The organism is Streptomyces luteireticuli, from assembly GCF_041519305.1.
GTDB lineage: Bacteria > Actinomycetota > Actinomycetes > Streptomycetales > Streptomycetaceae > Streptomyces > Streptomyces luteireticuli.
Map to the genome: position 1 here is coordinate 6,420,438 of NZ_CP167927.1, position 23,647 is coordinate 6,444,084.

At 74.2% G+C, this 23,647-nt stretch carries 23 protein-coding genes; 9 read left to right on the top strand and 14 right to left on the bottom strand.

Features of this window, described 5'->3' with window-relative positions; genetic code table 11:
- The first annotated feature begins 197 nt into the window (after positions 1-197).
- Positions 198-1,433 (top strand): SAV2148 family HEPN domain-containing protein, encoded by a 1,236-nt coding sequence (locus AB8735_RS28885; RefSeq protein ID WP_344019950.1) that lies wholly within the window; start codon positions 198-200, stop codon positions 1,431-1,433.
- 90 nt (positions 1,434-1,523) lie between these two features.
- A complete protein-coding gene (locus AB8735_RS28890; protein WP_372410368.1) occupies positions 1,524-2,210 on the top strand; it encodes a 3'-5' exonuclease in 687 nt (228 codons plus the stop codon).
- Positions 2,211-2,353: 143 nt separating this feature from the next.
- On the opposite strand, the gene AB8735_RS28895 is transcribed toward AB8735_RS28890, so the two are convergent.
- A complete protein-coding gene (locus AB8735_RS28895) occupies positions 2,354-3,229 on the bottom strand; it encodes a phosphotransferase enzyme family protein (RefSeq protein WP_372410369.1) in 876 nt (291 codons plus the stop codon).
- Positions 3,230-3,458: 229 nt separating this feature from the next.
- On the opposite strand from AB8735_RS28895, the gene AB8735_RS28900 reads away from it, so the two are divergent.
- Positions 3,459-4,100: a LysE family translocator gene (locus AB8735_RS28900; RefSeq protein WP_372410370.1), complete on the top strand. Its 642-nt coding sequence runs from the start codon at positions 3,459-3,461 to the stop codon at positions 4,098-4,100.
- Between the two features lie 39 nt (positions 4,101-4,139).
- On the opposite strand, the gene AB8735_RS28905 is transcribed toward AB8735_RS28900, so the two are convergent.
- Positions 4,140-4,982: an NAD(P)H-binding protein gene (locus tag AB8735_RS28905; protein ID WP_372410371.1), complete on the bottom strand. Its 843-nt coding sequence runs from the start codon at positions 4,980-4,982 to the stop codon at positions 4,140-4,142.
- Positions 4,983-5,096: 114 nt separating this feature from the next.
- Between AB8735_RS28905 and AB8735_RS28910 the strand changes: the two genes are divergently transcribed.
- Positions 5,097-5,609, top strand: coding sequence for a MarR family winged helix-turn-helix transcriptional regulator (locus tag AB8735_RS28910; protein ID WP_372410372.1), 513 nt, complete (start codon positions 5,097-5,099; stop codon positions 5,607-5,609).
- On the opposite strand, the gene AB8735_RS28915 is transcribed toward AB8735_RS28910, so the two are convergent.
- The 11 genes from AB8735_RS28915 to AB8735_RS28965 form a co-directional block, all read right to left on the bottom strand.
- Positions 5,606-6,397 carry a sirohydrochlorin chelatase gene (locus AB8735_RS28915; protein ID WP_372410373.1) on the bottom strand — a complete coding sequence of 264 codons (792 nt, stop codon included), beginning with the start codon at positions 6,395-6,397 and terminating at the stop codon, positions 5,606-5,608. The genes AB8735_RS28910 and AB8735_RS28915 overlap by 4 nt on opposite strands.
- Positions 6,394-7,266, bottom strand: coding sequence for an ABC transporter permease (locus AB8735_RS28920; RefSeq protein ID WP_372410374.1), 873 nt, complete (start codon positions 7,264-7,266; stop codon positions 6,394-6,396). Before AB8735_RS28920 ends, AB8735_RS28915 begins: the two co-directional genes overlap by 4 nt.
- Complete coding sequence (locus tag AB8735_RS28925; protein ID WP_372410376.1) at positions 7,253-8,026, bottom strand: ABC transporter ATP-binding protein; 774 nt, start codon at positions 8,024-8,026, stop codon at positions 7,253-7,255. The genes AB8735_RS28920 and AB8735_RS28925 overlap by 14 nt, the downstream gene beginning before the upstream one ends.
- A 33-nt stretch (positions 8,027-8,059) precedes the next feature.
- On the bottom strand, positions 8,060-9,166 hold the full coding sequence (locus AB8735_RS28930; RefSeq protein ID WP_372410377.1) for an aliphatic sulfonate ABC transporter substrate-binding protein: 1,107 nt from the start codon (positions 9,164-9,166) through the stop codon (positions 8,060-8,062).
- 185 nt (positions 9,167-9,351) lie between these two features.
- Positions 9,352-10,650 (bottom strand): sulfate adenylyltransferase subunit 1, encoded by a 1,299-nt coding sequence (locus tag AB8735_RS28935; protein WP_372410379.1) that lies wholly within the window; start codon positions 10,648-10,650, stop codon positions 9,352-9,354.
- Positions 10,651-10,787: 137 nt separating this feature from the next.
- Positions 10,788-11,699 (bottom strand): sulfate adenylyltransferase subunit CysD, encoded by a 912-nt coding sequence (gene cysD / locus AB8735_RS28940; RefSeq protein ID WP_344019645.1) that lies wholly within the window; start codon positions 11,697-11,699, stop codon positions 10,788-10,790.
- Positions 11,696-12,229, bottom strand: a complete 534-nt coding sequence (gene cysC, locus AB8735_RS28945) for an adenylyl-sulfate kinase (protein ID WP_372411929.1) — start codon at positions 12,227-12,229, stop codon at positions 11,696-11,698. Before cysC ends, cysD begins: the two co-directional genes overlap by 4 nt.
- 26 nt (positions 12,230-12,255) lie before the next feature.
- A complete protein-coding gene (locus tag AB8735_RS28950) occupies positions 12,256-12,939 on the bottom strand; it encodes a phosphoadenylyl-sulfate reductase (RefSeq protein WP_344019647.1) in 684 nt (227 codons plus the stop codon).
- Positions 12,926-13,132 carry a hypothetical protein gene (locus AB8735_RS28955; protein WP_372410382.1) on the bottom strand — a complete coding sequence of 69 codons (207 nt, stop codon included), beginning with the start codon at positions 13,130-13,132 and terminating at the stop codon, positions 12,926-12,928. Before AB8735_RS28955 ends, AB8735_RS28950 begins: the two co-directional genes overlap by 14 nt.
- Positions 13,129-14,832, bottom strand: a complete 1,704-nt coding sequence (locus AB8735_RS28960; RefSeq protein ID WP_372410383.1) for a nitrite/sulfite reductase — start codon at positions 14,830-14,832, stop codon at positions 13,129-13,131. The genes AB8735_RS28955 and AB8735_RS28960 overlap by 4 nt, the downstream gene beginning before the upstream one ends.
- 418 nt (positions 14,833-15,250) lie before the next feature.
- Positions 15,251-15,880 carry a GNAT family N-acetyltransferase gene (locus AB8735_RS28965; protein WP_344019653.1) on the bottom strand — a complete coding sequence of 210 codons (630 nt, stop codon included), beginning with the start codon at positions 15,878-15,880 and terminating at the stop codon, positions 15,251-15,253.
- Positions 15,881-16,047: 167 nt separating this feature from the next.
- Between AB8735_RS28965 and AB8735_RS28970 the strand changes: the two genes are divergently transcribed.
- From AB8735_RS28970 to AB8735_RS28985, 4 genes are all read left to right on the top strand, one after another.
- Positions 16,048-17,142, top strand: coding sequence for a YihY/virulence factor BrkB family protein (locus tag AB8735_RS28970; protein WP_372410385.1), 1,095 nt, complete (start codon positions 16,048-16,050; stop codon positions 17,140-17,142).
- A gap of 222 nt (positions 17,143-17,364) precedes the next feature.
- Positions 17,365-18,468 carry a ribosome small subunit-dependent GTPase A gene (gene rsgA / locus AB8735_RS28975; protein WP_372410386.1) on the top strand — a complete coding sequence of 368 codons (1,104 nt, stop codon included), beginning with the start codon at positions 17,365-17,367 and terminating at the stop codon, positions 18,466-18,468.
- Between the two features lie 231 nt (positions 18,469-18,699).
- Positions 18,700-20,157, top strand: a complete 1,458-nt coding sequence (locus AB8735_RS28980) for an AlkA N-terminal domain-containing protein (protein WP_372410387.1) — start codon at positions 18,700-18,702, stop codon at positions 20,155-20,157.
- 1 nt (position 20,158) lies between these two features.
- Positions 20,159-20,662, top strand: coding sequence for a methylated-DNA--[protein]-cysteine S-methyltransferase (locus tag AB8735_RS28985; RefSeq protein WP_372410389.1), 504 nt, complete (start codon positions 20,159-20,161; stop codon positions 20,660-20,662).
- On the opposite strand, the gene AB8735_RS28990 is transcribed toward AB8735_RS28985, so the two are convergent.
- Positions 20,604-21,341: a winged helix-turn-helix transcriptional regulator gene (locus tag AB8735_RS28990; protein WP_372410392.1), complete on the bottom strand. Its 738-nt coding sequence runs from the start codon at positions 21,339-21,341 to the stop codon at positions 20,604-20,606. The genes AB8735_RS28985 and AB8735_RS28990 overlap by 59 nt on opposite strands.
- 102 nt (positions 21,342-21,443) lie before the next feature.
- On the opposite strand from AB8735_RS28990, the gene AB8735_RS28995 reads away from it, so the two are divergent.
- Positions 21,444-23,429, top strand: a complete 1,986-nt coding sequence (locus AB8735_RS28995) for a protein phosphatase 2C domain-containing protein (RefSeq protein ID WP_372410394.1) — start codon at positions 21,444-21,446, stop codon at positions 23,427-23,429.
- The last annotated feature ends 218 nt before the right edge of the window (positions 23,430-23,647 follow it).

Consider the following 23,647-nt stretch of genomic DNA (forward strand, 5'->3'; position numbering starts at 1 on the left):
GGGTGACGGACCGGGGTTTCCCAGCTCCCGGCCGGATATCACTATGAGTCAGATCACGTACCCCCGCAGGGCGTATGGGCAACCGGCACGCGCGGCCGGTGAGTTCGCCGGGCGCCCGACCAGGCGCGTGTGCGCCGCCTCCCGCGGGCGCAGTACCCTGCCTTGATCATTGAACGGGGGCGGAAGGCGGTGCAGTGGTGAGCTCGGGCGGGCTGGAGCTGCCCCCTGCGGACGGAGACCCGGGGTATTCAGGAGAGGACGCGATGGGCGGCACGCCTCCCGGCGCGGTGACCCTCGCCCGCCCCGGGGAGATCGGGTCGGAACTCGACTGGGGCGCGGACGCCTGGGGCGAGGTGCGCACCCGCGCCCGCCGGGCCGGGCGGGCCTACATCTGGCTGAACCTGGTGGAGCAGCGGCTGCGGGCCGTCGTCGCCGCCGTGCTGCGGCCGGTCTACGAGCCGGTGCACGGCGAGGACGAGTGGGTCGTCGCCGCGGCCGGGCCCGCCGGGCAGGAGTGGGTGCAGCGGGCCGTCGCCGTCCGCGAGGTCAGCCGGCGCAAGGGCTATCTGCTGGACCCGGCCGACGACAACGTCCTCAGCTTCCTCACCCTTCCCCAGCTGCGGGAGCTGCTCGTCCAGCACTGGCCCTGCTTCGAGCCCTACCTCGACGACCGGCGCGAGCTCGAACTCGCCCTCGACGAGCTGGAGGTCACGCGCAACGTCGTCTCGCGCAACCGGGCCCTGTCCCAGACCGTGCTCGCCCAGGCCGAGCGGGCCTCCGCCCGGGTGCTCGACATCCTCGGCGGCGGCGCCGGCACCCCGTCCGCGGACCGGCTGCCCGTCGACGCCGTGGAGGACCTCGTCGGCGACCGCTACGCGGACGTCGTCGGCGTCCACCCCGACCGGGTCCGGCTCCAGCGGCAGTTGCCCGTGGAGGACCTGTTCGGCAGCGCGCGCCGGCTCGACGCGGTCGGCATAGGACTCAACCTGCTCGTCCAGAACTACTCGGGGCGGCGGCTCGTCCGGCTCGCCGAGGACGGCTGTCGGGCGCGGCTCCTCTTCCTCAACCCGGCCAGCAGCGCGGTCCGCCGCCGCGAGCGCGAGCTGGGGCTGAAGAAGGGGGAGATGAGCCGGTCGGTGGAGATGAACATCATGCACATGCGGCGGGTGCGGGACCGGCTCTCCGTCCCCTCCGCGTTCGAGATCCGCGTCTTCGACGAGACGCCGCGCTTCACGGCCTACCTCGTCAACGGCGACGGCGCCGACGGACTGGCCGTCGTCCAGCCCTATCTGCGCAGGGCGCGGGGGATGGAGGCGCCGGTGCTGGTGCTGCGCGGGGGTGCGCGGGGGCGGGTGTCCGGTGAGGACGGGCTGTTCGACACGTACCGCGAGGAGTTCGAAGGGGTCTGGGCGGACTCGAGGTCCGTCAACTGAGCCCGCCCGGCGTCCTGTCGGCGTGGTTGTCAGTGCCCCGTGCGAGGCTGGTTGTCCTACGGGGGAGAGCACCACGAAGGGGGATTTGCCATGAGCACGGGCTGGCACATGGAGCCGCTGGTCGGATTCGACCTGGAGACGACGGGCACGGATCCGGCGGAGGCGCGGATCGTCACGGCGGCCGTCGTGGAGACGGCCGGGGGCGAGCCGGTGGGGCGGCGCTGCTGGCTGGCCGACCCCGGCGTCCCCGTCCCGGCCGAGGCCACGGCCGTGCACGGCATCACCGGCGAGCGGGCGGCGGCGGAGGGGCGGCCCGCGCGGGAGGTCGCGGCCGAGATAGCGGAGTCGCTGGCGGGGCACTGGGCGCTGGGCCGCCCCGTCGTCGCCTACAACGCGGCGTTCGATCTGAGTCTGCTGGCGGCCGAGTTGCGGCGGTACGGCCTGCCGTCGCTGGAGCTGGGCCCGGTCATCGATCCATTGACGATCGACCGGGCCGTGGACCGGTACCGGAAGGGGCGGCGGACGCTGAGCGACGTCTGCCGGGAGTACGGGGTCGTCCTCGACAGTGCCCATGAGGCGGGGGCGGATGCGCTGGCCGCGGTGCGGGTTGCTTTGGCGATAGCGTCCCGCTATCCGCAGGTTGCGAAGGCGGAGCTGGCGGAGCTGCACCGGGACCAGGTGCGGTGGTACGGGGAGTGGGCGGAGGGGTATCAGGCGTGGCTGCGGAGCCGGGGGGATGTGGGGGCGGTGGTGGACGGGCGGTGGCCCGTCCGGTGATTTTTGCCCCCGCCCCGCCCTTTCGCCGTTTCCTCCGGGGAGACCCCGGACCCCATTCGCCCTTCGGGCGAAGTCGCGCAGCCGCGTTGCCCCGCGCGGAGCGCGCGAGAAACGGTGAAAGGGCGGGGCGGGGAGAGGAAACCCTAGAACGGACGCCAGCGCACCGTCGCGTCGCCCTCCCGCAGCGACGCCACCCGCCGCCGGAACTCCGCCAGCGCCGCCGGATTCCCCGGCGCATGCTGCGCCACCCATGCGCAGCTCGCCGTCTCCCGTGCCCCGCGCAGGACCGCGCAGCCGTCCCACTCGCGGACGTCCCAGCCGTACGCCCGGACGAACGCGTCGTAGGCGTGCGGGTCCAGGCCGTACCGGTCCCGGCTGAGGGCCATGACCACCAGGTCGTGCTCCCTCAGGTCGCCGGAGAAGGTCTCCAGGTCGACGAGGACCGGGCCGGACGGGCCGACGTGGACGTTGCGCGGCAGGGCGTCGCCGTGCAGCGGCCCCGGCGGCAGCTGGGGGACCAGCGCGGCGGCGGCCGCCGCGAAGCCGTCGCGGCGCTCGCGCAGATAGTCCGCGTCGGCCGGGTCGATCGCCGGGCCGGCCAGCCGCAGCCAGCGTTCGACACCGTCGAGCAGTTCCCGCGGGGGCAGGCCGAAGTCCGGTGAGGGCAATGCGTGGACGAGGCGGAGCAGTCCGGCCAGGTCCTCGGGGCCGGCGGGGCGGACCGGCTCGGGGAGCCGGTGCCAGAGCGTCACGGGGTGGCCGTCGGCCATGAGCACCTCCGGCTCGGCCGCCCGCACCGCGGGCACGCCGCTCTCCGCGAGCCAGGCCGCGACCCGCAGTTCGCGGCCCGCGCGGTCGCGCAGCGAGGCGTGCCGCCCGACCTTGGCCACCAGCCCGCCCACCGCGAAGACCGCGTTCTCGCCGAGGGCGAGCAGCGTCGCCTCCCCCGCCGAGGGGGCCGTCACCCCGGCCGCCGCGAGGACGCCGCGCGCCCGCTCCTCCGTGAAAGCCGCGTCCACCACTGCCGCACCTTCGCCTTCCGAATTTCCGTGCCCGTAGCGGGCGGTTCACCCCAAGTCTCCCGCTTCCGCGGACCGGCGCGGCACGCAGGGGTCCGGCCGGGCGGGCGCCGGGCGGGGGCGCCGCCTGGTACGGTCCCCTCGGCCGCCGTGCCTCACCCCCACGGGGCGCGGCGGCCGTCCGCGGTTATGCTCCGGTCCTGGTGCCCTCGTGCGACAGGAGCGTCCCGTGACGACCGCGATACTCGGCTTCGCCCTCTTCTCCTTGCTCGTGGCCGTGGCCCCCGGCCCGGATCTTCTGCTGGTGCTGCGCAACTGTCTGCGCGGCGGCCGGCGCGCGGGGAGCGCGACCGCCCTCGGTGTGGCGGCCGGTTCGCTCGCCTGGGGCGTGGCGGCCGCGTTCGGACTGGCCGCGGCGCTCCAGCGGTGGGACGCGGCGTTCACCGTCGTCCGCCTGGCCGGCGCCGCCTATCTGGTCTTCCTGGGCGCCCAGGCGCTGTGGGCGCAGCGGCGTGCCGTGGCCCTGTCGTCGGAGGAGGTGCCGGTTCCCGAGGACGCCGGTCCGCCGCCCCGCGCGGGCGCGGCGTTCCGCCAGGGCGTGCTGAGTTGTCTGCTGAATCCGAAGGTGGGCGTCTTCTTCGTGGCCGTCGCCCCGCAGTTCCTGCCGGACGGCGCGTCCCCGCTGGGGACGACCCTGCTCTTCGGTGCGATCGACGCGGTGATCGCGGCCGCGTGGATGCTGCTCGTCGCGGCCGGTGCCGACCGGATGATGGCGTGGCTGCGGCGGCCCCGCGTCCACCGCAATCTGGAGCGTGCCACGGGCGGGATCCTGGTGGCGCTGGGGATCGGGACGGCGGTGGAGTCCGCCTGAGCGCCCGAACGCCTGAGCGCCTGGACGGTGTTGGCGGGGTCAGCCGGTGAACGCCGCGGCGTGGTCCTCGACCCAGGTGGTGAAGGAGCGGGCCGGGTGGCCGGTCAGCTCCTCGATCCCCTTGGTGGTCTCCGCCGGGGAACCGTCGCTCTTCCGCCAGTAGGCCAGGAGCGAGTCGGCGATGTGCTCGGGCAGATGGGCGGACACCTCCTTCTTCCACTCCTCGGGGGCGAGGGGCTCGGCCTCGGCGGTCATGCCCGTGACCCGGGAGATGACGGCGAGCTGCTCCCGGAAGGTGAGTGACTCCGGGCCGGTGAGGTGGTGGGCGCCGCCGAGCGGGTCCGGGTCGGTGAGGACCGCGAGGGCGGCCTCGGCCAGGTCCCGTTCGTGGAGGGGGCCGGCGTGGGCGTCGGGGACGGGGAGGCGGACGGTGCCGGTGGTGCGCAGGGCGTGGACCCAGCCGAGCGCGTTGGTGGCGAAGGCGCCCGGCCGCAGGAGCGTCGAGGTGATCGGCGAGGCGGCCAGGGCCTGTTCGGCCGCCCAGTGGCCGCGGGCGAGGGGGTCGGCGGCCGGGTCCGGGACGAGGACGGAGGACGACGACAGCAGCACGATGTGCCGGACGCCGGCGGTGGCGGCCACGGCGAGGAAGTCGTCGAGGCGGGACGCGTCCGCGTAGAGGAAGACGGAGGTGACGCCGTCGAGCGCGGCGGGGAACGTCTCCGGGGCGTCGAGCGCGCAGCGGACGCGGGGCACGTCCGCCGGGAGGCCGGTCAGCTTCTCCGGGGCCCGGGAGGCGGCGCGGACCGGCAGGCCGCGGGCGTTCAGGAGCTCGATCAGGGTGCTGCCGACGCGGCCGCGGGCGCCGGTGACGAGGGTCGTCATGGGATGAAGGTGCCTTTCGTAGGATGCGGGGGGCGACGGGAGTGTGCGTCGCGGAAATATTGTGTGACGCAAAGATCGCGTCGCGCAAGTAATTTTGATGGAGGTGGCTGTCCGGTGACGGACCGGGGCGAACTGGTGGCGCGGGTCAAGACGGAGAGTCGGCGGCACTACGCGGTCTATGCGTTGTTCAATCAGGCCATGGCCTCGCGGATGGGGCTGCACCCCACGGATCTGCAGTGTCTGAGCCTGCTGGAGATGGAGGACCGGCCGCTGGGCACGGGGGAGATCGCCCGGCTGACCGGCCTGACGCCGGGGGCCGCGACGCGGCTCGTGGACCGGCTGGAGAAGGCGGGGTTCGCGGAGCGGCGGGCCGATCCCGCGGACCGGCGGCGGGCGTTGGTCGTCCTCGCGCCCGAGGCGGTCGGGAGGCTGGGGGAGGCGTGGGACGGGCCGGGGCGGGCGTTCCGGGAGCTGCTGGCCTCGTTCCCGGACGAGCAACTCGTGGTGATCGAGGAGTTTTTGAGGCGGGGGTCGGAGGTGGGGCTGGGGCAGGTGGAGCGACTGCGCGCCGGGGGCGCCGGATCAGCCCGTCTGGGGGTACCCCCTCTGGGGGAGTTTGAGGACTAACGCGGCGCAGCCGCGTTGCGGGGGCCGGGGCTTGCCCCGGAGGAAACGGTGAAAGGGCGGGGTGGGGGAGAAGACCCCACCGCCTCCTCGTACCGCCGCAGCACCACCGACACCACCTCCCTCCCCGCCCCCAGCACATCCGTCACCGCATCCGCCCCCGCCTCCCGCGCCCCCGCCGCGATGCGGTCCGGGAGCCGGCCGGGAGCCAGGACGTAGCGGGCCACGGCGACCCGGTCGCACCCGGACGCCCGCAGGGTGCGTACCGCCTCCTCCGTGCGCGGGCCGGCGGCCGAGGCGTAGGCGCAGTGCACGGCCCGCCAGCCCCCCGAGCGCTGCCAGCGGTGGGCCACGCCCTCCATCACCGCGCGGCCCCGCGGGTCGGACGTCCCCGCCGCCGCCAGCACCACCCCCGTCCCGGAACGGTCGCGTACGCCCACGCCCGCCTCCGCGAGGCGGCGTTCCAGGGCGGTGATGAGGAGGGGGGACGGGCCGAGGACCGATGTCTGACGGATCGTCAGGTCGGGTGGGCAGGAGGCGCGGAGCACCTCCGGGATGTCCGTCCGCGCGTGGAACGCCCGCGTCAGCAGCAGCGGTACCGCGACCGCCGACCGCACCCCGTCCGCCGCCAGCCGGGCCAGCACCTCCGGCACCGAGGGCGTGCAGAAGTCGAGGAAGCCCGCCTCGACCCGTACGTCCGGCCGCCGCGCCGCGACCCCGGCGCGCAGCGCGGCGACGGTCGCCGCGTGCCGGGGGTCGCGGCTGCCGTGGGCGACGAGGAGCAGCGTCACGCGGCCAGTCCCCGCGTCCGCAGCACCCGTCGCTCCAGCGGGCTGAAGACGGCGAGGTCGATGGCGATGCCGACGAAGAGGATGAGCAGGATCCCCAGGAGGACGCCCGGCATGTCGGAGTCGGTGCGGGCGTTCTCCAGGTACTGGCCGAGCCCGAGCCCCAAGTCGGGTGAGGAGGCGATGAGTTCGGCGGCCATCAGGGAGCGCCAGGAGAAGGCCCAGCCCTGTTTGAGGCCGGCGATGTAGCCGGGCAGCGCCGCAGGCAGCAGGACGAACCGGGCGCCCCGCACCCCCGTCGCCCCCAGCGTCCGCCCGGCCCGCAGATAGAGCGGGGGAACCTGGTCGATGCCGGAGACCAGCCCGTTGGCGATGGACGGCACCGCGCCCAGCAGGATGACCGCGTACATCGCCGTGTCGGTGATGCCCAGCCAGATGACCGCGGCCGGTACCCAGGCGACGGAGGGGAGGGACTGGAGGCCGGAGAGGATCGGCCCCAGTGCCGCCCGGACGAACGGCACCCGGGCCACCAGCAGACCCAGCGGCGTGCCGATGACGAGGGCGGCCGCGAAGCCGAGCAGGCCGCGCGAGACGCTGGTCCAGATGATGTCGAACAGCGTCCCGTTCAGCCACAGTTCGCGCAGGCTGCCCCAGACCGCCGAAGGGTCGGGAAGCTTGTAGTCGGCGGTGACCCCGGCGACGACCAGGAGCTTCCATACGGCGAGCACCAGCAGCACGGCGGACACCGGCGGCAGCACCTTGCGGAGCAGGACCTGGCGGAAGGGGGCGCGCCGGACCTGTACGGAGTCCAGTGCGTCGAGGCCGGCCTCCAGGCCGACGAGGTCCGGATGGACGGTCTCAGTGTTTGCCATGGCGGCGGATCTCCCCCCGTAGTTCCTCGGTGATCTCCACGGACAGCTCGGCGACGGCCCCGTCCTCGATGCGGCGCGGCTGCGGCAGGTCCACCGTCCACTCCCTGACCACCCGGCCGGGCCGGGACGACAGCAGCACCACCCGCTGGCCCAGCCGGACCGCCTCGCGGACGTTGTGGGTGACGAAGAGCACCGACAGCTCCGTCTCGCGCCAGATCCGGGTGAGTTCGTGGTGCAGCACGTCCCGGGTGATGGCGTCGAGCGCGGCGAACGGCTCGTCCATCAGCAGCAGCCGGCTGTCCTGGGCCAGGGCGCGGGCGAGGGCGACGCGCTGGCGCATGCCGCCGGACAGTTCGTGCACCCGCTTGCCGTACGAGCCGCCGAGCCGTACGAGGTCGAGCAGCCGCTCGGCCTCCGGGCGCCGCTCGGGCCGGGGGACGCCGCGCAGCCGCAGCGCGAGCTCGATGTTGCGGCCGGCGGTCAGCCAGGGGAACAGGGCGTGCTCCTGGAACATCAGCGCCGGGCGGCCGCCGGGCACGTCGATGGTGCCGGCCGTCGGCCGGTCCAGCCCGGCGACCAGGTTGAGCAGGGTGGACTTGCCGCAGCCGGAGGCGCCGAGCAGGCAGACGAACTCCCCGGGGGCGACCGTCAGATCGATGTCGTCCAGCACGGGGCGGCCGTCACCGGAGCGTCCGAAGCTCTTGCCGACGTGGTCGAGTCGGACCGCGTGGTCCAGGGCGGTCGTCGTTGCCGGGGCCATCCGGTCCTCCAGATATGTGGGCGGACACTGCCACTACTGCTTGCCGAGACCGGCCGCGCTCACCGCGGGCCGGCCCTCCGCCCTGAGCACCTTGTTGAGCGGAGTCAGGTCGTAGATGCCGGACAGGTCGGGCCGGTCGAGCAGCCCGGCGGCCACGGCGTGGTCGGCCTCGGCCCGCAGTGTCGCCGCGAGCGGGTCGTCGAGCGTCCGGATCGACTTCCAGGCCGGGTCGAGGATGTCGGCCGGAAGTGCCTTGCCGGAGAGCCTCTTCAGGGCCTCGTTGGCCGACGCCTCGGCCTGTTCCGGGTGCGCGGCGATCCAGGCGTTGGTGCGCACCGAGCCGCGCAGCACGGCCTCGACCACGTCCGGGTGCGCGGCCAGGAACTTCTGCGACACGATCACATTGGTGATCACGAACTTGCCGCCCGGCCACAGCGAGGACTCGTCCAGCAGCACCTTGCCGCCTTCCGAGACCAGCTTGGACGCGGTGGGCTCGGGCACCCAGGCGCCGTCCACGGAACCGGACTTGAAGGCGTCGGGGGTGACCTTGTTGTCCGTGCGGACGACCGAGACGTCCCCCTTGCCGCTCTGCGGATCGACCTTCCAGCCCTTGTCCGCGATCCAGTTGAGGAAGGCGACGTCCTGGGTGTTGCCCTTCTGCGGCGTCGCGATCCGCTTGCCCTTCACCTCGTCGAGCGAGGTGATCTTCTTGGGGTCGACGACGAGTTTGACGCCCCCGGAGGCGGAGCCGGAGACGATGCGCAGGCTCCTGCCCTTCGACTTGGCCCAGCCATTGATCGCGGGCGACGGGCCGATCCAACCGATGTCGATCGAACCGGCGTTGAGGGCCTCGATCTCGGACGGCCCCGCGTTGAAGGTGGCCGACTTCAGCTTCGTGCCGCCGAGTTCCTTCTGGAGGATCCCCTCCTGCTCGCCGACCAGGGGGGTGGCGTGCGTGATGTTGGGGAAGTAGCCGATGCGGACCGTGTCCGCGGAGAGCTTCTTCCCGTCCGTGGCCGTGGACTTGGCTCCCGTCCGATCGGCCTGGGAGCCGTAGCCGCAGGCGGTGAGCGCGGCGGTCAGCAGCGGCAGTGCGGCCAGGGCCGCGAGCACGCGGCGGGCCGGGTGGGGGGCGGACATGAGGGGGCTTCCTCTCGACGGTCCGGGGTGGGGGAGACGGTTACGGGCGTCAGCGTGCACATCGGCCGACTCCGCCCTGTCCGCTGCCGAGGAGGCCGCTGCCCACGCGGCCGCCCTTCTTGTCGAAACCGGAGAAGAGGTCCCGTGGCGTCATGTCACCGCTCCCCAAGTCACGGCTCCCCATGTCACCGCTCCCCCAGGGGTGTTGCGAACGCCGTGCCCGCCATGCCCGCCGTCAGCGTCGTCCCGTCGGCCGGGTCGATCAGCAGGAAGGAACCGGTGCGCCGGGAGACGGCGTACGGGTCGAGCGCCAGCGGTTCGGCCGTGCGCAGCACCACCCGGCCGATGTCGTTGGCGGTCAGCTCGCCCGGGGCGGGGTGCTGGGAGAGGTCGGTGAGGTTCAGCCGGGACGGGAGGTCCTTGACGATCGCCTTGACCGTGCGGGTGGTGTGCTTGAGCAGCACCCGGTCGCCGGTCCGCAGCGGCCGGTCGGCCACATGGCACACCGTCGCCTCCACGTCGCGCACCGGGGCGGGCGCGCCGGTGGTGGGCGCGATCAGGTCGCCGCGGGAGACGTCGAGGTCGTCGGCGAGGCGGACGGTCACCGACTGCGGGGCCCAGGCGACGTCGGCCGGGGTGCCGAGTGCGTCGAGGGCGGCGATCGTGCTGGTGCGGCCGGAGGGGAGCACGGTCACCGGGTCGCCGACGCGCAGCACGCCGGAGGCGATCTGCCCCGCGTAACCGCGGTAGTCGGGGTGCTCGGGGGTCTGCGGGCGGATGACGTACTGCACGGGGAAGCGGGCCGGATCGCGGGTGGGGTCGGCGACCACGGGAACGGTCTCCAGGTGCTCCAGCACGGTCGGTCCGCCGTACCAGTCCATGTGCGCGGACGGCGTCACCACGTTGTCGCCGGCGAGCGCGGAGACGGGGATCGCCGTCACCTCGGGGACGCCCAGCGAGGCGGCGTACGCGCCGAACTCCTCGGCGATGCGGGCGAAGACGGGCTCCGCCCAGTCCACGAGGTCCATCTTGTTGACGGCCAGCACCACGTGCGGGACGCGCAGCAGAGCGGCCACCGCGGCGTGCCGGCGGGTCTGTTCGACGACGCCGTTGCGGGCGTCGACCAGCACCACGGCGAGCTCCGCCGTGGACGCCCCGGTGACCATGTTGCGGGTGTACTGCACATGGCCAGGGGTGTCGGCGAGGACGAACCGGCGGCGGGCGGTGGCGAAGTAGCGGTACGCGACGTCGATGGTGATGCCCTGCTCGCGCTCGGCGCGCAGTCCGTCGGTGAGCAGGGCCAGGTCGGGGGCGTCGTGGCCGCGGCTGCGGGAGGCATGTTCGACGGCCTCCAACTGGTCGGCCAGGACGGACCGGGAGTCGTGCAGCAGCCGCCCGACGAGGGTGGACTTGCCGTCGTCGACCGATCCGGCGGTGGCGAAGCGGAGCAGGGCTGTCGCCCCGGTCTGCCCGGCTGTCGTCATGTGCGATCCTCTGCGTTCCTGCGCGTCCCCGCGCGTCCCCCTGCGTTCCCTTGTATTCCCCCGGGGCCGCGCCCCTGCGATCTCGCCAGGTGACCGGTGCCGGTCCGCGCGGCCGGGGTACGGCCCTGCGGGCGGGCTCAGAAGTACCCCTCGCGCTTGCGGTCCTCCATCGCCGTCTCGGAGAGTCTGTCGTCGGCCCGGGTGGCGCCCCGTTCGGTGAGGCGCGACGTGGCGATCTCGGCGATCACGGCCTCGACCGTCGTGGCGCCGGAGGCGACCGCTCCCGTGCAGGACATGTCGCCGACGGTGCGGTAGCGCACCCGGCGCTTCTCCACCGGCTCGCCGTCCTTGGGGCCGCCCCAGGCGCCGGCGGTCAGCCACATGCCGTCGCGGCGGAAGACCTCGCGCTCGTGCGCGTAGTAGATCTCCGGGAGTTGGATCCGCTCGCGGGCGATGTACTGCCACACGTCCAGCTCGGTCCAGTTGGACAGCGGGAAGACGCGGACGTGCTCGCCGGGGGAGTGCCGGCCGTTGTAGAGCTGCCACAGCTCGGGGCGCTGGCGGCGCGGGTCCCAGCCGCCGAACTCGTCCCGCAGCGAGAAGACGCGCTCCTTGGCGCGGGCCTTCTCCTCGTCGCGGCGGCCGCCGCCGAAGACCGCGTCGAAGCGGTGGTGGGTGATGGCGTCGAGCAGCGGGGCGGTCTGCAGGGGGTTGCGGGTGCCGTCGGGGCGCTCGCGCAGCCGCCCGTCGTCGATGAACTCCTGGACGGACGCGACGTGCAGCCGCAGCCCGTGGCGGGCGGCCGTGCGGTCGCGGTAGGCCAGCACCTCGGGGAAGTTGTGCCCGGTGTCGACGTGCAGGAGGGCGAACGGCAGCGGGGCGGGGGCGAAGGCCTTGAGCGCCGTGTGCAGCATCACCACGGAGTCCTTGCCGCCGGAGAACAGCAGTACCGGGCGCTCGAACTCGCCCGCCACCTCCCGGAAGACGTGCACCGCCTCCGACTCCAGGGCGTCCAGGTGGGAGAGGGCGTAGGGGCTGTCGGAGCTCACAGCAGTCCCCTCCCCGCCAGCAGTGCGTACACCGCGTCCGCCGACTCCGTCACCGTCCGGCCGTGTGCGGCGAGCCGCAGATCCGGGGCGTCCGGGGCCTCGTACGGGTCGTCCACGCCGGTCAGTCCGGATATCTCGCCCTTCGCCTGCCGGGCGTAGAGGCCCTTCACATCGCGTTCGGCGCACACCTCCAGCGGGGTCGCCACATGCACCTCGACGTACGGAGTGCCGTGCTCCAGGTGCCGTTTGCGCACCGCCTCGCGGGAGTCCGCGTACGGCGCGATGACGGGGACGAGGACGGTGACGCCGTGCGCGGCGAGCAACCGGGCGACGAAGCCGATGCGTTGGACGTTGGTGTCCCGGTCGGCGCGGGAGAAGCCCAGCCCGGCGGAGAGGAAGGCGCGGATCTCGTCGCCGTCCAGCACCTCCGCCCGGCGGCCCTCGTCGCGCAGCCGGCCGGCCAGCGCGCGGGCGATCGTCGTCTTGCCCGCGCTCGGCAGGCCGGTGAGCCACACCGTGGCGCCCGTCATCCGCTTCCCCCAGGGGTCCGTTCCGGTCATCCGTGCAGTCCGCACTCGGTCTTGGCCAGGCCGGCCCAGCGGCCGGCCCGGGCGTCCTCGCCCGCGCGCACCCGCCGGGTGCACGGCGCGCAGCCGACGGACGCGTAGCCGTCCATCAGCAACGGGTTGACGAGAACGCCGTGTTCGGCGACGTAGGCGTCCACGTCGTCCTGGGTCCAGCGGGCGATCGGCGCGATCTTGACCTTGCCGCGGCGGGCGTCCCAGCCGACGACGGGCGTGTCCGCCCGGGTCGGGGACTCGTCGCGGCGCAGCCCGGTAGCCCAGGCGTCGTAGCCGGCCAGCCCGTCCTCCAGCGGCCGCACCTTGCGCAGGGCGCAGCACAGGTCGGGGTCGCGGTCGTGCAGCCTCGGGCCGTGCTCGGAGTCCTGTTCGGCCACGGTCCGTACGGGCGTGAGGGTCAGGACGCGGACGTCCATCACCGCCTCGACGGCGTCCCGGGTGCCGAGGGTCTCGGGGAAGTGGTAGCCGGTGTCCAGGAAGACGACGTCCACCCCGGGCCGGACGCGGGAGGCGAGGTGGGCGACGACGGCGTCCTCCATGGAGGAGGTGACGCAGAAGCGCTCGCCGAAGGTGTCGGCGGCCCAGCGCAGGACCTCCAGGGCGGGGGCGTCCTCCAGCTCCCGGCCCGCGCGCAGGGCGAGTTGCTCAAGGCTGCTCATGCGGGCCTCCCGGGGCGGTGCGGCGGGCGAGCAGCCCGAGGAACTTCAGCTGGAACGCGCGGTTGCAGGCGGCGCACTCCCAGGCCCCGTGGCCCGACTCGTGGGGGCGCAGGTCCTCGTCGGCGCAGTAGGGGCAGTGGAAGGGGACGGCGCGGGCTCCCCCAGCTACCGCTGGGCGGTTCCCCCAGCTCATGACAGGTCCTCCTCGGACGCCCGGGCGGTCCAGGCCGCGAACCGCTCGCCGTCCGTGCGCTGTTCGAGGTAGCGGCGCAGGACCCGCTCGACGTAGTCGGGCAGTCCGTCCGACGTGACCTTGAGGCCGCGGACCTTGCGGCCGAAGCCGGCCGCCAGGCCCAGCGCGCCGCCCAGGTGCACCTGGTAGCCCTCGACCTGGTTGCCGTCGTCGTCCAGGACGAGCTGGCCCTTGAGGCCGATGTCGGCGACCTGGATGCGGGCGCAGGCGTTGGGGCAGCCGTTGAGGTTGATGGTCAGCGGTTCGTCGAACTCCGGGAGACGGCGCTCCAGTTCGTCGATCAGGGACGCGCCGCGCGCCTTGGTCTCCACGATGGCGATCTTGCAGAACTCGATGCCGGTGCAGGCCATCGTGCCGCGCCGGAAGGGGGACGGGGAGACGCGCAGGTCCAGCGCCTCCAGCCCGGCGGTCAGGGACTCGACCCGGTCCTCCTCGACGTCGAGCACGATCATCTTCTGCTCGGCGGTGGTGCGCAGCCGGCCGGAGCCGTGCTCCTCGGCCAATTCGGCGATCTTCGTGAGGGTGCTGCCGTCCACCCGGCCGACGCGCGGGGCGAAGCCGACGTAGTAGCGGCCGTCCTTCTGGCGGTGCACGCCCACGTGGTCGCGCCAGCGCTCGACGGGGACCTCGGGGCCGGGCCCGTCGAGGAGCGGGCGGCCCAGGTACTCCTTCTCCAGCACCTCGCGGAATCGTTCCGCTCCCCAGTCGGCGACGAGGAACTTCAGCCGGGCGCGGGTGCGCAGCCGCCGGTAGCCGTAGTCGCGGAAGATCCCGATGACCGCGCCGAAGACGTCCGGCACCTCGGGCAGCGGCACCCAGGCGCCCAGCCGGACACCGATCTTGGGGTTGGTGGACAGCCCGCCGCCCACCCAGACGTCGAAGCCCGGTCCGTACTCGGGGTGGCGGACGCCGACGAAGGCGACATCGTTGATCTCGTGGGCCACGTCGAGCAACGGGGAGCCGGAGACCGCCGACTTGAACTTCCGGGGCAGGTTGGAGAAGTCCGGGTTGCCCACGAAGCGGCGGTGGATCTCGTCGATCGCCGGGGTGCCGTCGAGGATCTCGTCCTCGGCGATGCCGGCGACGGGGGAGCCCAGGATCACCCGGGGCGTGTCGCCGCACGCCTCGGTGGTGGACAGGCCGACCGCCTCCAGCCGCCGCCAGATCTCGGGGACGTCCTCGATGCGGATCCAGTGGTACTGGATGTTCTGCCGGTCGGTGAGGTCCGCGGTGCCGCGGGCGAACTCCTGGGAGATCTCGCCGATCACGCGCAACTGCCCGGTGGTCAGCCGCCCGCCGTCGATGCGCACCCGCAGCATGAAGAACTTGTCGTCGAGTTCGGCGTCTTCGAGAACCGCCGTCTTCCCGCCGTCGATTCCCGGCCTGCGCTGGGTGTACAGCCCCCACCAGCGCATCCTTCCGCGCAGGTCGGCGGGGTCGATCGAGTCGAAACCCGTCTTCGAGTAGATCGTCTCAATCCGTGTCCGTACGTTGAGACCGTCGTCGTCCTTCTTGAACTGCTCGTTGCCGTTGAGCGGGGTGAAGTGGCCCACGGCCCACTGGCCTTCGCCTCGGTGGCGGCCGGCCTTCCGGCGGGCGGCCGCGTCCGCGGCGGCGGGGGGTTTCGGGGTGGCAGGCATGGCGATCCGTCCTTCGGGAGGTGCTGCTGCTGTCCTGCTGCGGCGGTGCCGGGGCTGCTGGCGGCGCGCGCGGGCACGCCTGCCACCTGCGTTCTGTACTGCGGTTTTGACCGCGTTTTTGCGCCAAGTGGCGCGGAACAGTGCGCACTTCGGACCGGGGGGAAGCGAACAGGAACACGTCCGTCCACGACGATGGGGACGGCGGTGGGAACGGTGGTGCTGTGACTGTCAGCCCGCCGGACAGATGGCGCTGGACACGCGGCCGTGGTCGATGTGACGCCGGCTCACCAAGGCAATCCCAGCTCGTGACATGAGGGAAGGGTGGCACGCGGCACTTCGGGCAGTCCACCATTTGCCAGCATGTGAGACACCCCGTCCCGGAATGCGGGACGGGGTGGTGTGGGGGCGCAACTTCGTGTCAGACCGCCGCGCCCTCGTGCACGCCTTCCTGCACGCCGTCGTACGGGCCGTCGTGCGCCCCCGGCCAGGGGCCCGGCGCGGCGACGTCCGGCTCGTCCGCCGTCTCCGTCGCGAACACCCCGAAGCCGCGCCGCTCGTAGTTGGCGAGCGCGTGCGGGCCGTCCTTGGTGCAGGTGTGCAGCCACACCCGCCGCGTCGGCTCCCGGTCCGGCCACCGCTCCGCCAGGTCCCAGGCCCGCTCGGTCCCGAACGCCAGCAGGTGCCCGCCGATGCCCCGGCCCTGGAAGGCGGGCAGCAGCCCGAAGTAGACGATCTCCACCGAGCCTTCCGGCTGCGCCTCCAGCTCGATGTAGCCCGCCGGGGTACCCCGGTCGTAGGCGACCCACGTCTCCACCCCCGGCCGCTCCAGATACGCGCGCCATCGCTCGTACGACCACGGCAGCCGGTCCGTCCAGGTCCAGTCGCCGCCGACCGCCGTATAGAGGTACCGGCTGAATTCGGGCGAGGGCACCTCGGCACGGACGAACCGGACCTCGGGTCCCGGAGCCGGAGCGGAGGGCGGGACCAGGTCGGCCGGTGAGGTCATCTGCAGGGACCAGGTGGTCACGGAGATCGTCGCGACGTTCATGGCCCCACCCAACCACGGTCCGCCGGAGGCCTGTCCTGCGGGTGAACGCACCGGTCGGAGGCGGATACCGTTAGCGCGTGCAGGAAGCGACAAAAGAACCACCGGGGCCACGGAAGGGCCGGCTCCACCGAGCCCGCGCCCTGTACCGGAACGTTTCGAAGCGCAGGATGGCCTGGCTGCTCCTCAAGGACACGGTCAACTCCTGCATGGAGTACCGCGTCACGGGACTGGCCGCGGAAGCGGCCTTCTTCACCCTGCTCTCGTTGCCGCCCCTGCTCCTCGCCCTCATCAGCCTCCTCGGCTACCTGGACGACTGGACGGGCACCCATACGATCCTGAGCCTGAAGAACAACATCATCAAGGCCTCCGCGGCCGTCCTTTCGGACCGCGGTGTCGAGGAGATCACCAAGCCGCTGCTGAAGGACGTGGACCAGGGCGGCCGCCGGCCGGAGATCGTCTCCATCGGCTTCGCCATCGCCCTGTGGTCCGGCTCCCGCGCCGTGAACGTCTTCATCGAGACCATCACGATCATGTACGGGCTGGAGGGCAAGCGCGGCATCGTCCACACCCGGCTGCTCGCCTTCCTGCTCTACATCGTCGCCCTCCTCATCGGGGCGGTGGTGCTGCCGCTGCTGGTCGTCGGGCCCGAGACGATGGTGAGCATCCTGCCCTGGAGCGAGGGCCTGGTCCGGTTCCTGTACTGGCCCGTGGTCCTCGTGCTCTCCATCGCCTTCCTCACCACGCTCTACCACGTGTCCGTCCCCGTGCGCTCGCCCTGGCAGGAGGACATCCCCGGGGCCGTCGTGGCCCTGACGATGTGGGTGCTCGGCAGCTTCCTGCTGCGCATCTACCTCACCCACACCGTGGAGGGCCCCACGATCTACGGCTCGCTCGCCGCGCCCGTCGCCGTCCTGCTGTGGATCGGCGTCTCGGCCTTCGCGGTCCTCGTCGGAGCGGCGGTCAACGCGGCCATGGACCGGGTGTGGCCGTCCGTCGCCACCGCCGCCGCCCGCGCCGACGTCGACCGGCAGCGCGCGGCGGCCGCGTCCCAGGCGGCGGTGGAGCGGGCGGCGCTGGCGATAGTCCACGAGTACGAGGACGACCCGGCCGAGGCGGGGGAGGACGACGGGGTGGCCGGGCAGGACCGGGTGCCGCCCTCGGAGTTCCCCGAGCGCTGGGCGCAGTTCCTGCCGCCGGAGGACGTCCGGACGCGGCTGCAGCACGCGAAGGGGGAGCGGGGCGGCAAGCACCGCAAGGAGTAGCCGGCGACTCCCGTGAAGGGCGCGGGGCGAAGGGTGAAAAACCCTTCGCCCCGCGCCCTTTCGCATGCGTAGAGTCCTCCCGACCCATCCGGAACGATCCGGAACTCTTCGGAATTCTTCGGAATTCTTCGGAAGCAGGAGGTGAGATCGCGATGACGGTCTTCACAGTGATCCCCGCGCACCGCACCACCTCCTCCTCCCTCCTTCCGAAGGAACACCACTGTGTCCACCACCGCTCACCCTCTCGCCCCCTACGGCTGGGACGAGGGCTTCGCTGACAGCCACGCGCCCTTCGCCGCCCGGGGCCTCGTCCCCGGCCGGATCGTCCGCGTCGACCGCGGGCACTGCGACGCCGTCGTCGCCTCCGCCGACGGCACCGGCGTCCGCACCGTCCGGGCCGACGCCGCGCCCGTCGCCACCGGCGACCCGCTGCGCATCATGTGCACCGGCGACTGGGCGGCCCTCGACCTGACGTCGGGCCACGTCCGGGCACTGCTCCCGCGCCGGACGGCCTTCGTGCGCTCCACCTCCTCCAAGCGGTCCGACGGCCAGATCCTGGCCGCCAACGTGGACCGGGCGGTCATCGCGTTCGCGCTCACCGCCGACCCGGACCTCGGTCGCGTCGAGCGGTTCCTCGCGCTGGCCTGGGAGTCCGGCGCCGAGCCCGTCGTCGCCCTCACCAAGGCCGACCTCGTGCCCGACGCGGACACGCTCGCCCATCTGCTCGCCGACACGCGGGCGGTGGCGCCCGGGGTACGGGTGCTGGCCGTCAGCTCGGCCACGGGCGAGGGCGTCGGCGAGCTCGCCGCGCTGCTCGCCGGGGGCACGGGCGTGCTGCTCGGCCAGTCCGGGGCCGGCAAGTCCACGCTCGCCAACGCCCTCGTCGGCGAGGACGTACAGGACGTGCAGGCCATCCGCGACCGCGACGGGAAGGGGCGGCACACGACCACCACGCGCAACCTGCTGCCGCTGCCCCTGCCGGGCGGGGGCGTGCTCATCGACACGCCGGGACTGCGGGGGGTGGGGCTCTGGGACGCCTCGTCCGGCGTCGCCCGGACGTTCTCCGACGTCGAGTCGCTGGCGGCCTCGTGCCGCTTCCACGACTGCGGTCACGACGGGGAGCCGGGGTGTGCGGTCGCGGCGGCGGTCGCGTCGGGCGAGCTCGGGCACCGCCGCCTGGAGAGCTACCGCAAGCTGCAGCGGGAGAACGCGCGGATCGCGGCGCGGACGGATGCGCGGCTGCGCTCCGAGATGCGGCGGGAGTGGAAGCGGCGGCAGGCGGAGGGGGCGTGGGCGGCGGAGCGCAAGCGGGGGCGTTTGCGGTAGGGGGGGGTGCCCCCGGCCCGCCCTTTCACCGTTTCTTCCGGGGGAGACCCCCGGGCCCCCATTCGCCCTTCGGGCGAAGTCCTCAAGCGCCGGACGGGCTGAATAGCCCGTCCGGCGCTTGAGGACACCCGCGCGGAGCGCAAAGAAACGGTGAAAGGGCGGGTCCGGGGCACAAAACCCCACGTCCGAATCCCGCCAGTCGCACACGCCCAGTTCCTCCACACTGGAGACGTGAACGCCTCCACCGACGACCTCCGCTACCAAGCGGTCAGCAGCAGAGACGCCCGCTTCGACGGCACATTCTTCTTCGCCGTCGCGACGACCGGCATCTACTGCCGGCCCAGTTGCCCGGCCGTCACCCCCAAGCGGCGGAATGTCCGCTTCTATCCGTCGGCCGCCGCCGCGCAGGGCGCCGGGTTCCGGGCCTGCCGGCGGTGCCGGCCCGACGCGGTGCCGGGGTCGGCGGAGTGGAACCTGAGGGCCGACCTCGTCGGCCGGGCGATGCGGCTGATCGGCGACGGCGTCGTGGACCGCGAGGGCGTCCAGGGCCTCGCCGACCGGCTCGGCTACAGCACCCGCCAGGTGCACCGGCAGCTCACCGAGGAGCTCGGCGCCGGTCCCGTCGCCCTCGCCCGCGCCCAGCGCGCCCACACCGCGCGCGTCCTGCTGCAGACCACCGACCTGCCGGTCACGGAGACCGCGTTCGCGGCCGGTTTCGCGAGCGTGCGGCAGTTCAACGACACCATCCGCGCCGTCTACGCGCAGACCCCCACCGCCCTGCGGGGCACACCCCGCAGGGCAGGGGACGCGGCACCGCCGGGCGGCATCCCGCTCCGGCTGGCGCACCGCGGCCCGTACGCCGCCCGGGAGGTCTTCGGTTTCCTCGGACGCCGGGCGGTCCCGGGGGCCGAGGAGATGACGGGCGTCCCGGGCGCCCGGACCTACCGCCGCACCCTGCGGCTGCCGTACGGCACTGGCATCGCCGAGGTCCGGGAGCCGCACCGGGCGGCGGCCGGCTGGCTCGCCTGCCGGCTGCACCTGACCGATCTGCGCGACCTGGCCGCCGCCGTCCAGCGCGTCCGGCGCCTGTTCGACCTGGACGCGGACCCGGACGCCGTCGCCGAACGGCTGGGCGCCGACCCGGTGCTGGGGCCGCTGGTGGCGGCCCGGCCGGGACTGCGCTCGCCCGGCGCGGCGGACGCGGACGAGCTCGCGCTGCGGGCCGTGCTCGGCCAGCAGGTCTCCGTCGCGGCGGCCACCCGCCTCGGCGCCCGGCTCGTCGCCGCGCACGGCACCCCGCTCGCGGCCCCGGACGGCACGCTCACCCATCTCTTCCCGGAGCCCGCGGCCCTGGCCGACGCGGAGTTCGACGGCATGCCCGAGGCGCGCCGGGACACCCTGCGCACGGTCGCCGCCGCCCTCGCGGACGGCACCGTGCGCCTCGACCCGGGCGCCGACCGCGACGACACCGGGCGGCGGCTGCTCGCCCTGCGCGGCGTCGGCCCCTGGACCGCCGGCTACATCCGGATGCGGGCGCTCGGCGACCCGGACGTCTTCCTCCCGGGCGACGCCGGGGCGCGGCGCGCGCTCACCGCCCTCGGCGCCCGGCCGGGAGCCGAGGACGCCTGGCGGCCCTGGCGCTCGTACGCCCTGCACCACCTCTGGAACCTCTGGGACAAGGACTCCTGACATGCCTGCCAACGACCTGCTCTACGCAGAGATCGACAGTCCCCTCGGCGTCCTGCTGCTCGTCGGCCGTCCCTCGCCCACCGCCCCGGGCGGGACCGCGCTCGTCTCCCTGTCCGTCCCCGGACAGAAGGGCGGCGCGACGGTTGCCCCCGACGGGCACCGGGCGCCCGGGGCGTTCACCGAGGCCGGGCGGCAGCTCGCGGCGTACTTCGCCGGCGAACTGCGGGAGTTCGACCTGGAGTACGCCGCGGACGGTACGGAGTTCCGCCGCCGGGTATGGGACGCCCTCGACTCTGTCCCGTACGGCGCCACCACCACCTACGGCGAACTGGCCCGGCGGATCGGGGCGTCCCGCGCCGCGGTCCGCGCGGTCGGCGGCGCCGTCGGTGCCAACCCGCTGCTGGTGCTGCGCCCCTGCCACCGGGTGATCGGCGCGGACGGGTCGCTCACCGGGTACGCGGGAGGGCTGGATCGCAAGCGGTACCTGCTGGACCTGGAGCGGTAGCCGTCCACCCCCGTTCCGCCGCCGTCCAGCCCAGCTGGAGGCGGGTGGTGACGCCCGCCAGTTCCATCAGCCGCTTCACCCGGCGCTGCACCGTCCGCAGCCCCAGCCCGAGTTGCTTGGCGACGCTCGCGTCGGTCAGTCCGGACAGCAGCAGCGACAGCACCGCCAGGTCCGTGGCGTCGGGCCCGACGGAGGGCCACAGCGGGCGCGCCTCGCGCCACATCGCCTCGAACAACAACACGAGGGAGTCGAGCAGTTCACCCGGGCCCACCGCGAGCGCGGCCGGTTCGGCGTCGGGCGCGGCGAGGACGAGGAGACCGTCGCGGCGGTCGGCGAGGAACAGTTCGGCCGGCACCCGCTCGGCGATCCGGACCAGGTGCGCCCCCGCCCGGTCGACGGGCGCGGGACGCACCCTGCGGTCAACAACGGTCCGGTGGCGTACTCCTCTGGCGTCGCCGGTGTCAACCCAGGGGCGGTTCCTCACCAGCGCGCACACTTCTTCGACCGCCCCCAGCCGCAGCCGGGTCAGCCGGTGCGCCACGGCCTGCGTCCCGGTGACGACCTCCACCGCCGCGCCGGTGGCCGGCGGCCCCTCCTGCGGCCACTCGCGCCCGTGCTGTCCTGCGCGTCTTTCCCGTTCGGCGTCCCCGACGACCGCCGGGCCTATGGCACCGGGCATATGACACCCCTCCCCACAACGGTGTTGCGACTGCCGCCATCATCCCGTGCGAGGGGCCTCGTGCACTCTTCCCGTATGCCCCGCAGTGTGGACAATAAGGGCATGAGTCAGCTGGGGGATCAGGGACAAGAGGACGCCTGGTGGGCGGAGTTGTACGGCCGGCCCGTCGAGGGCCAGGACTCCACCGCCGGCGGGGACAGCCTCGACGACCGGTTCGCTTCGGCAGCGGCCGTCGTGGGCGGCGATCCGCCGCCCCCGTCCGCCGCCCCGCCCGGCCGCCCCGCGCGCCCCGCGCCGCCGCCCAGCGGCCTGCCCGCCCGGGCCAGTTGGTCGCTCTCCCTGGGCGGCGCGCTCCCCGACCCCTCCCGGCTGCCCCCGCTCCCCGACCTGGCCGGCCCGCTCGAAGCGCCGCCGCCCCCGCCTCCTCCCGCGCCCGCGCCGCCGCCCCCTCCGTCCCCGTCGCCCGCCGTCACCCAGCCCCACTGGGAACTGGGAGTGCCCCCGGCGGGCCCGCGGCGGCGCCCGCCCCGGAGCGCCTCCGACGTCCCCGCCACCTTCCTTCCCGAGACCGCCGCCGGGCCCGGCTCGTCCCGGCCGCCGGGGGGACGGTACGCCGCCCCGGACCCGCAGGCGCCCGCGCCGCCGCCGTCCCCCCGCGGTCCGGAGCCGTCCCCGCACATTCCGGGGGTGCTGGACGTCCCGTCGTCGGAGGCGTCCGCCGCGCCGGAGCCTCCCCGGTCTCCCCGATCTCCCCGGTCTTCCCAGTCTTCCCGGGTCCCGGGGACGAGGGACGGCGCGCGGGACCCGGAGGCGTCCGCGGCGCCCGGGTCCTCCCGCCGGCCGGGCACACCGGAGCCCTCCCGCCTGCCGGGTACCCGGGGCGTGCCCCGGGTACCGGACCGTCCGCCCGTGCCGGACCCCCGCAGGCTGCCGGGGATCCCGGACGGCCGCCCGGTGCCGGAGAAGTCCGCCGCGTCCGAGGCCCCGGGGACGGCCGAGGCGTCCGATCCCCCCGGGACGTCCGAGTCGGCCGCCGCGCTGGAGGCGGCCGTCGTACCGCAGGTCCCGCGGCCCCGCCGGCGCGGCGGGAGCCCGGACGGCGTCCGGGACGCCGCCCGCTCCCGCGCGCCCGAGTACGTCGGCCAGGGGCCGCCCACCTACGAGGCCGAGCCGACCGCCTGGCCCGAGGCCGACCCCGGCGTGCTGGACGACCTCGTCCCCGACACCGTCCTCGACGGGGCGCGGTACGGGGCCATGACGCTGCGGGCCATGTCCCTGCGCGGGGACTCCGCCCGCTACCGCGGCGAGCCCCGGCGCGACGCGCTGCTCACCGCCCGGTTCGGCGCCGGGGACGAGGCCGTGCTGCTGGTCGCCGTGGCCAGCGGGGCGCGCGCCGCCGAGGGCGCGCACCGCGCCGCGCGCGACATCTGCTCCTGGCTGGGCAGCGCGGTCGGCCGCAGCCACGCCCGGCTCGGCGAGGACATCCGGGCCGGACGGCGCGGCGAACTGCGCACCGGACTGCACCGGCTGACCGACCGCTCCTACGGCCGGCTGCGCGCCCGCGCCGCCGAACTGGGGCTGCGGCCCGCCGAGTACACCGCGGCCCTGCGCTGTCTGCTGCTGCCGGCCGACACCCGCTGCCGCACCCGGGTCTTCTTCGGCGTCGGGGGCGGCGGCCTCTTCCGGCTGCGCGAGGGGGCCTGGCAGGACCTCGACCCCGAGCCGCGCGCGGACGGCACCCCCGGCGGTGTCCCGGGGACCGGCACGGCCGCCCTGTGCGAGGACCGGATCACCGTGGACCTCGGCGTCCCCACGCCCGGCACCACCCCCGTCATCGACCCCGAGGAGGTGCCGAGCGAGCCCTTCCGCTTCCGGGCCTCGGTGGCCCGGCCCGGTGACGCGCTGCTGCTGTGCAGCGCGGGCCTGGCGGAGCCGCTGCGCGGCGAGCCCGCGCTGGCCGACGCGCTGGCCGAGCGGTGGGGCGCGCGGCCGCAGCCGCCGGGGCTGGCCGAATTCCTGGCCGACGGGCAGCTGCGCGTCAAGGGCTACGCCGACGACCGCACCGCGTGCACGATCTGGGAGGCGTAGCACAGGACGGCGCGGAGCGCGAGGGGGCCGGGAGCGTTCCCGGCCCTTTCGCGCGTCCTCGCAGTGCCCGTTCGACGCAGCGCCCGTTCGACGCAGTGCCCGATTGACGAAGTGCCCGTTCGACGCGTCGTGTTCTTCGATGTGCACCGATGCGCCCGTCGAAGTGGCCGCCGGGGAGCGGCTATTCACCACCGGCGCACGATGCGCCCGCATTCCCG

Coding starts and splice junctions, on each gene's coding strand:
- AB8735_RS28890 (WP_372410368.1), top strand. CDS start 1,524: ATGAGCACGGGCTGGCACATGGAGCCGCTGGTCGGATTCGACCTGGAG.
- AB8735_RS28905 (WP_372410371.1), bottom strand. CDS start 4,982: ATGACGACCCTCGTCACCGGCGCCCGCGGCCGCGTCGGCAGCACCCTG.
- AB8735_RS28920 (WP_372410374.1), bottom strand. CDS start 7,266: ATGGCAAACACTGAGACCGTCCATCCGGACCTCGTCGGCCTGGAGGCC.
- AB8735_RS28925 (WP_372410376.1), bottom strand. CDS start 8,026: ATGGCCCCGGCAACGACGACCGCCCTGGACCACGCGGTCCGACTCGAC.
- AB8735_RS28930 (WP_372410377.1), bottom strand. CDS start 9,166: ATGTCCGCCCCCCACCCGGCCCGCCGCGTGCTCGCGGCCCTGGCCGCA.
- AB8735_RS28935 (WP_372410379.1), bottom strand. CDS start 10,650: ATGACGACAGCCGGGCAGACCGGGGCGACAGCCCTGCTCCGCTTCGCC.
- cysC (WP_372411929.1), bottom strand. CDS start 12,229: ATGACGGGCGCCACGGTGTGGCTCACCGGCCTGCCGAGCGCGGGCAAG.
- AB8735_RS28950 (WP_344019647.1), bottom strand. CDS start 12,939: ATGAGCAGCCTTGAGCAACTCGCCCTGCGCGCGGGCCGGGAGCTGGAG.
- AB8735_RS28955 (WP_372410382.1), bottom strand. CDS start 13,132: ATGAGCTGGGGGAACCGCCCAGCGGTAGCTGGGGGAGCCCGCGCCGTC.
- AB8735_RS28960 (WP_372410383.1), bottom strand. CDS start 14,832: ATGCCTGCCACCCCGAAACCCCCCGCCGCCGCGGACGCGGCCGCCCGC.
- AB8735_RS28965 (WP_344019653.1), bottom strand. CDS start 15,880: ATGAACGTCGCGACGATCTCCGTGACCACCTGGTCCCTGCAGATGACC.
- AB8735_RS28970 (WP_372410385.1), top strand. CDS start 16,048: ATGGCCTGGCTGCTCCTCAAGGACACGGTCAACTCCTGCATGGAGTAC.
- AB8735_RS28985 (WP_372410389.1), top strand. CDS start 20,159: ATGCCTGCCAACGACCTGCTCTACGCAGAGATCGACAGTCCCCTCGGC.
- AB8735_RS28990 (WP_372410392.1), bottom strand. CDS start 21,341: ATGCCCGGTGCCATAGGCCCGGCGGTCGTCGGGGACGCCGAACGGGAA.
- AB8735_RS28995 (WP_372410394.1), top strand. CDS start 21,444: ATGAGTCAGCTGGGGGATCAGGGACAAGAGGACGCCTGGTGGGCGGAG.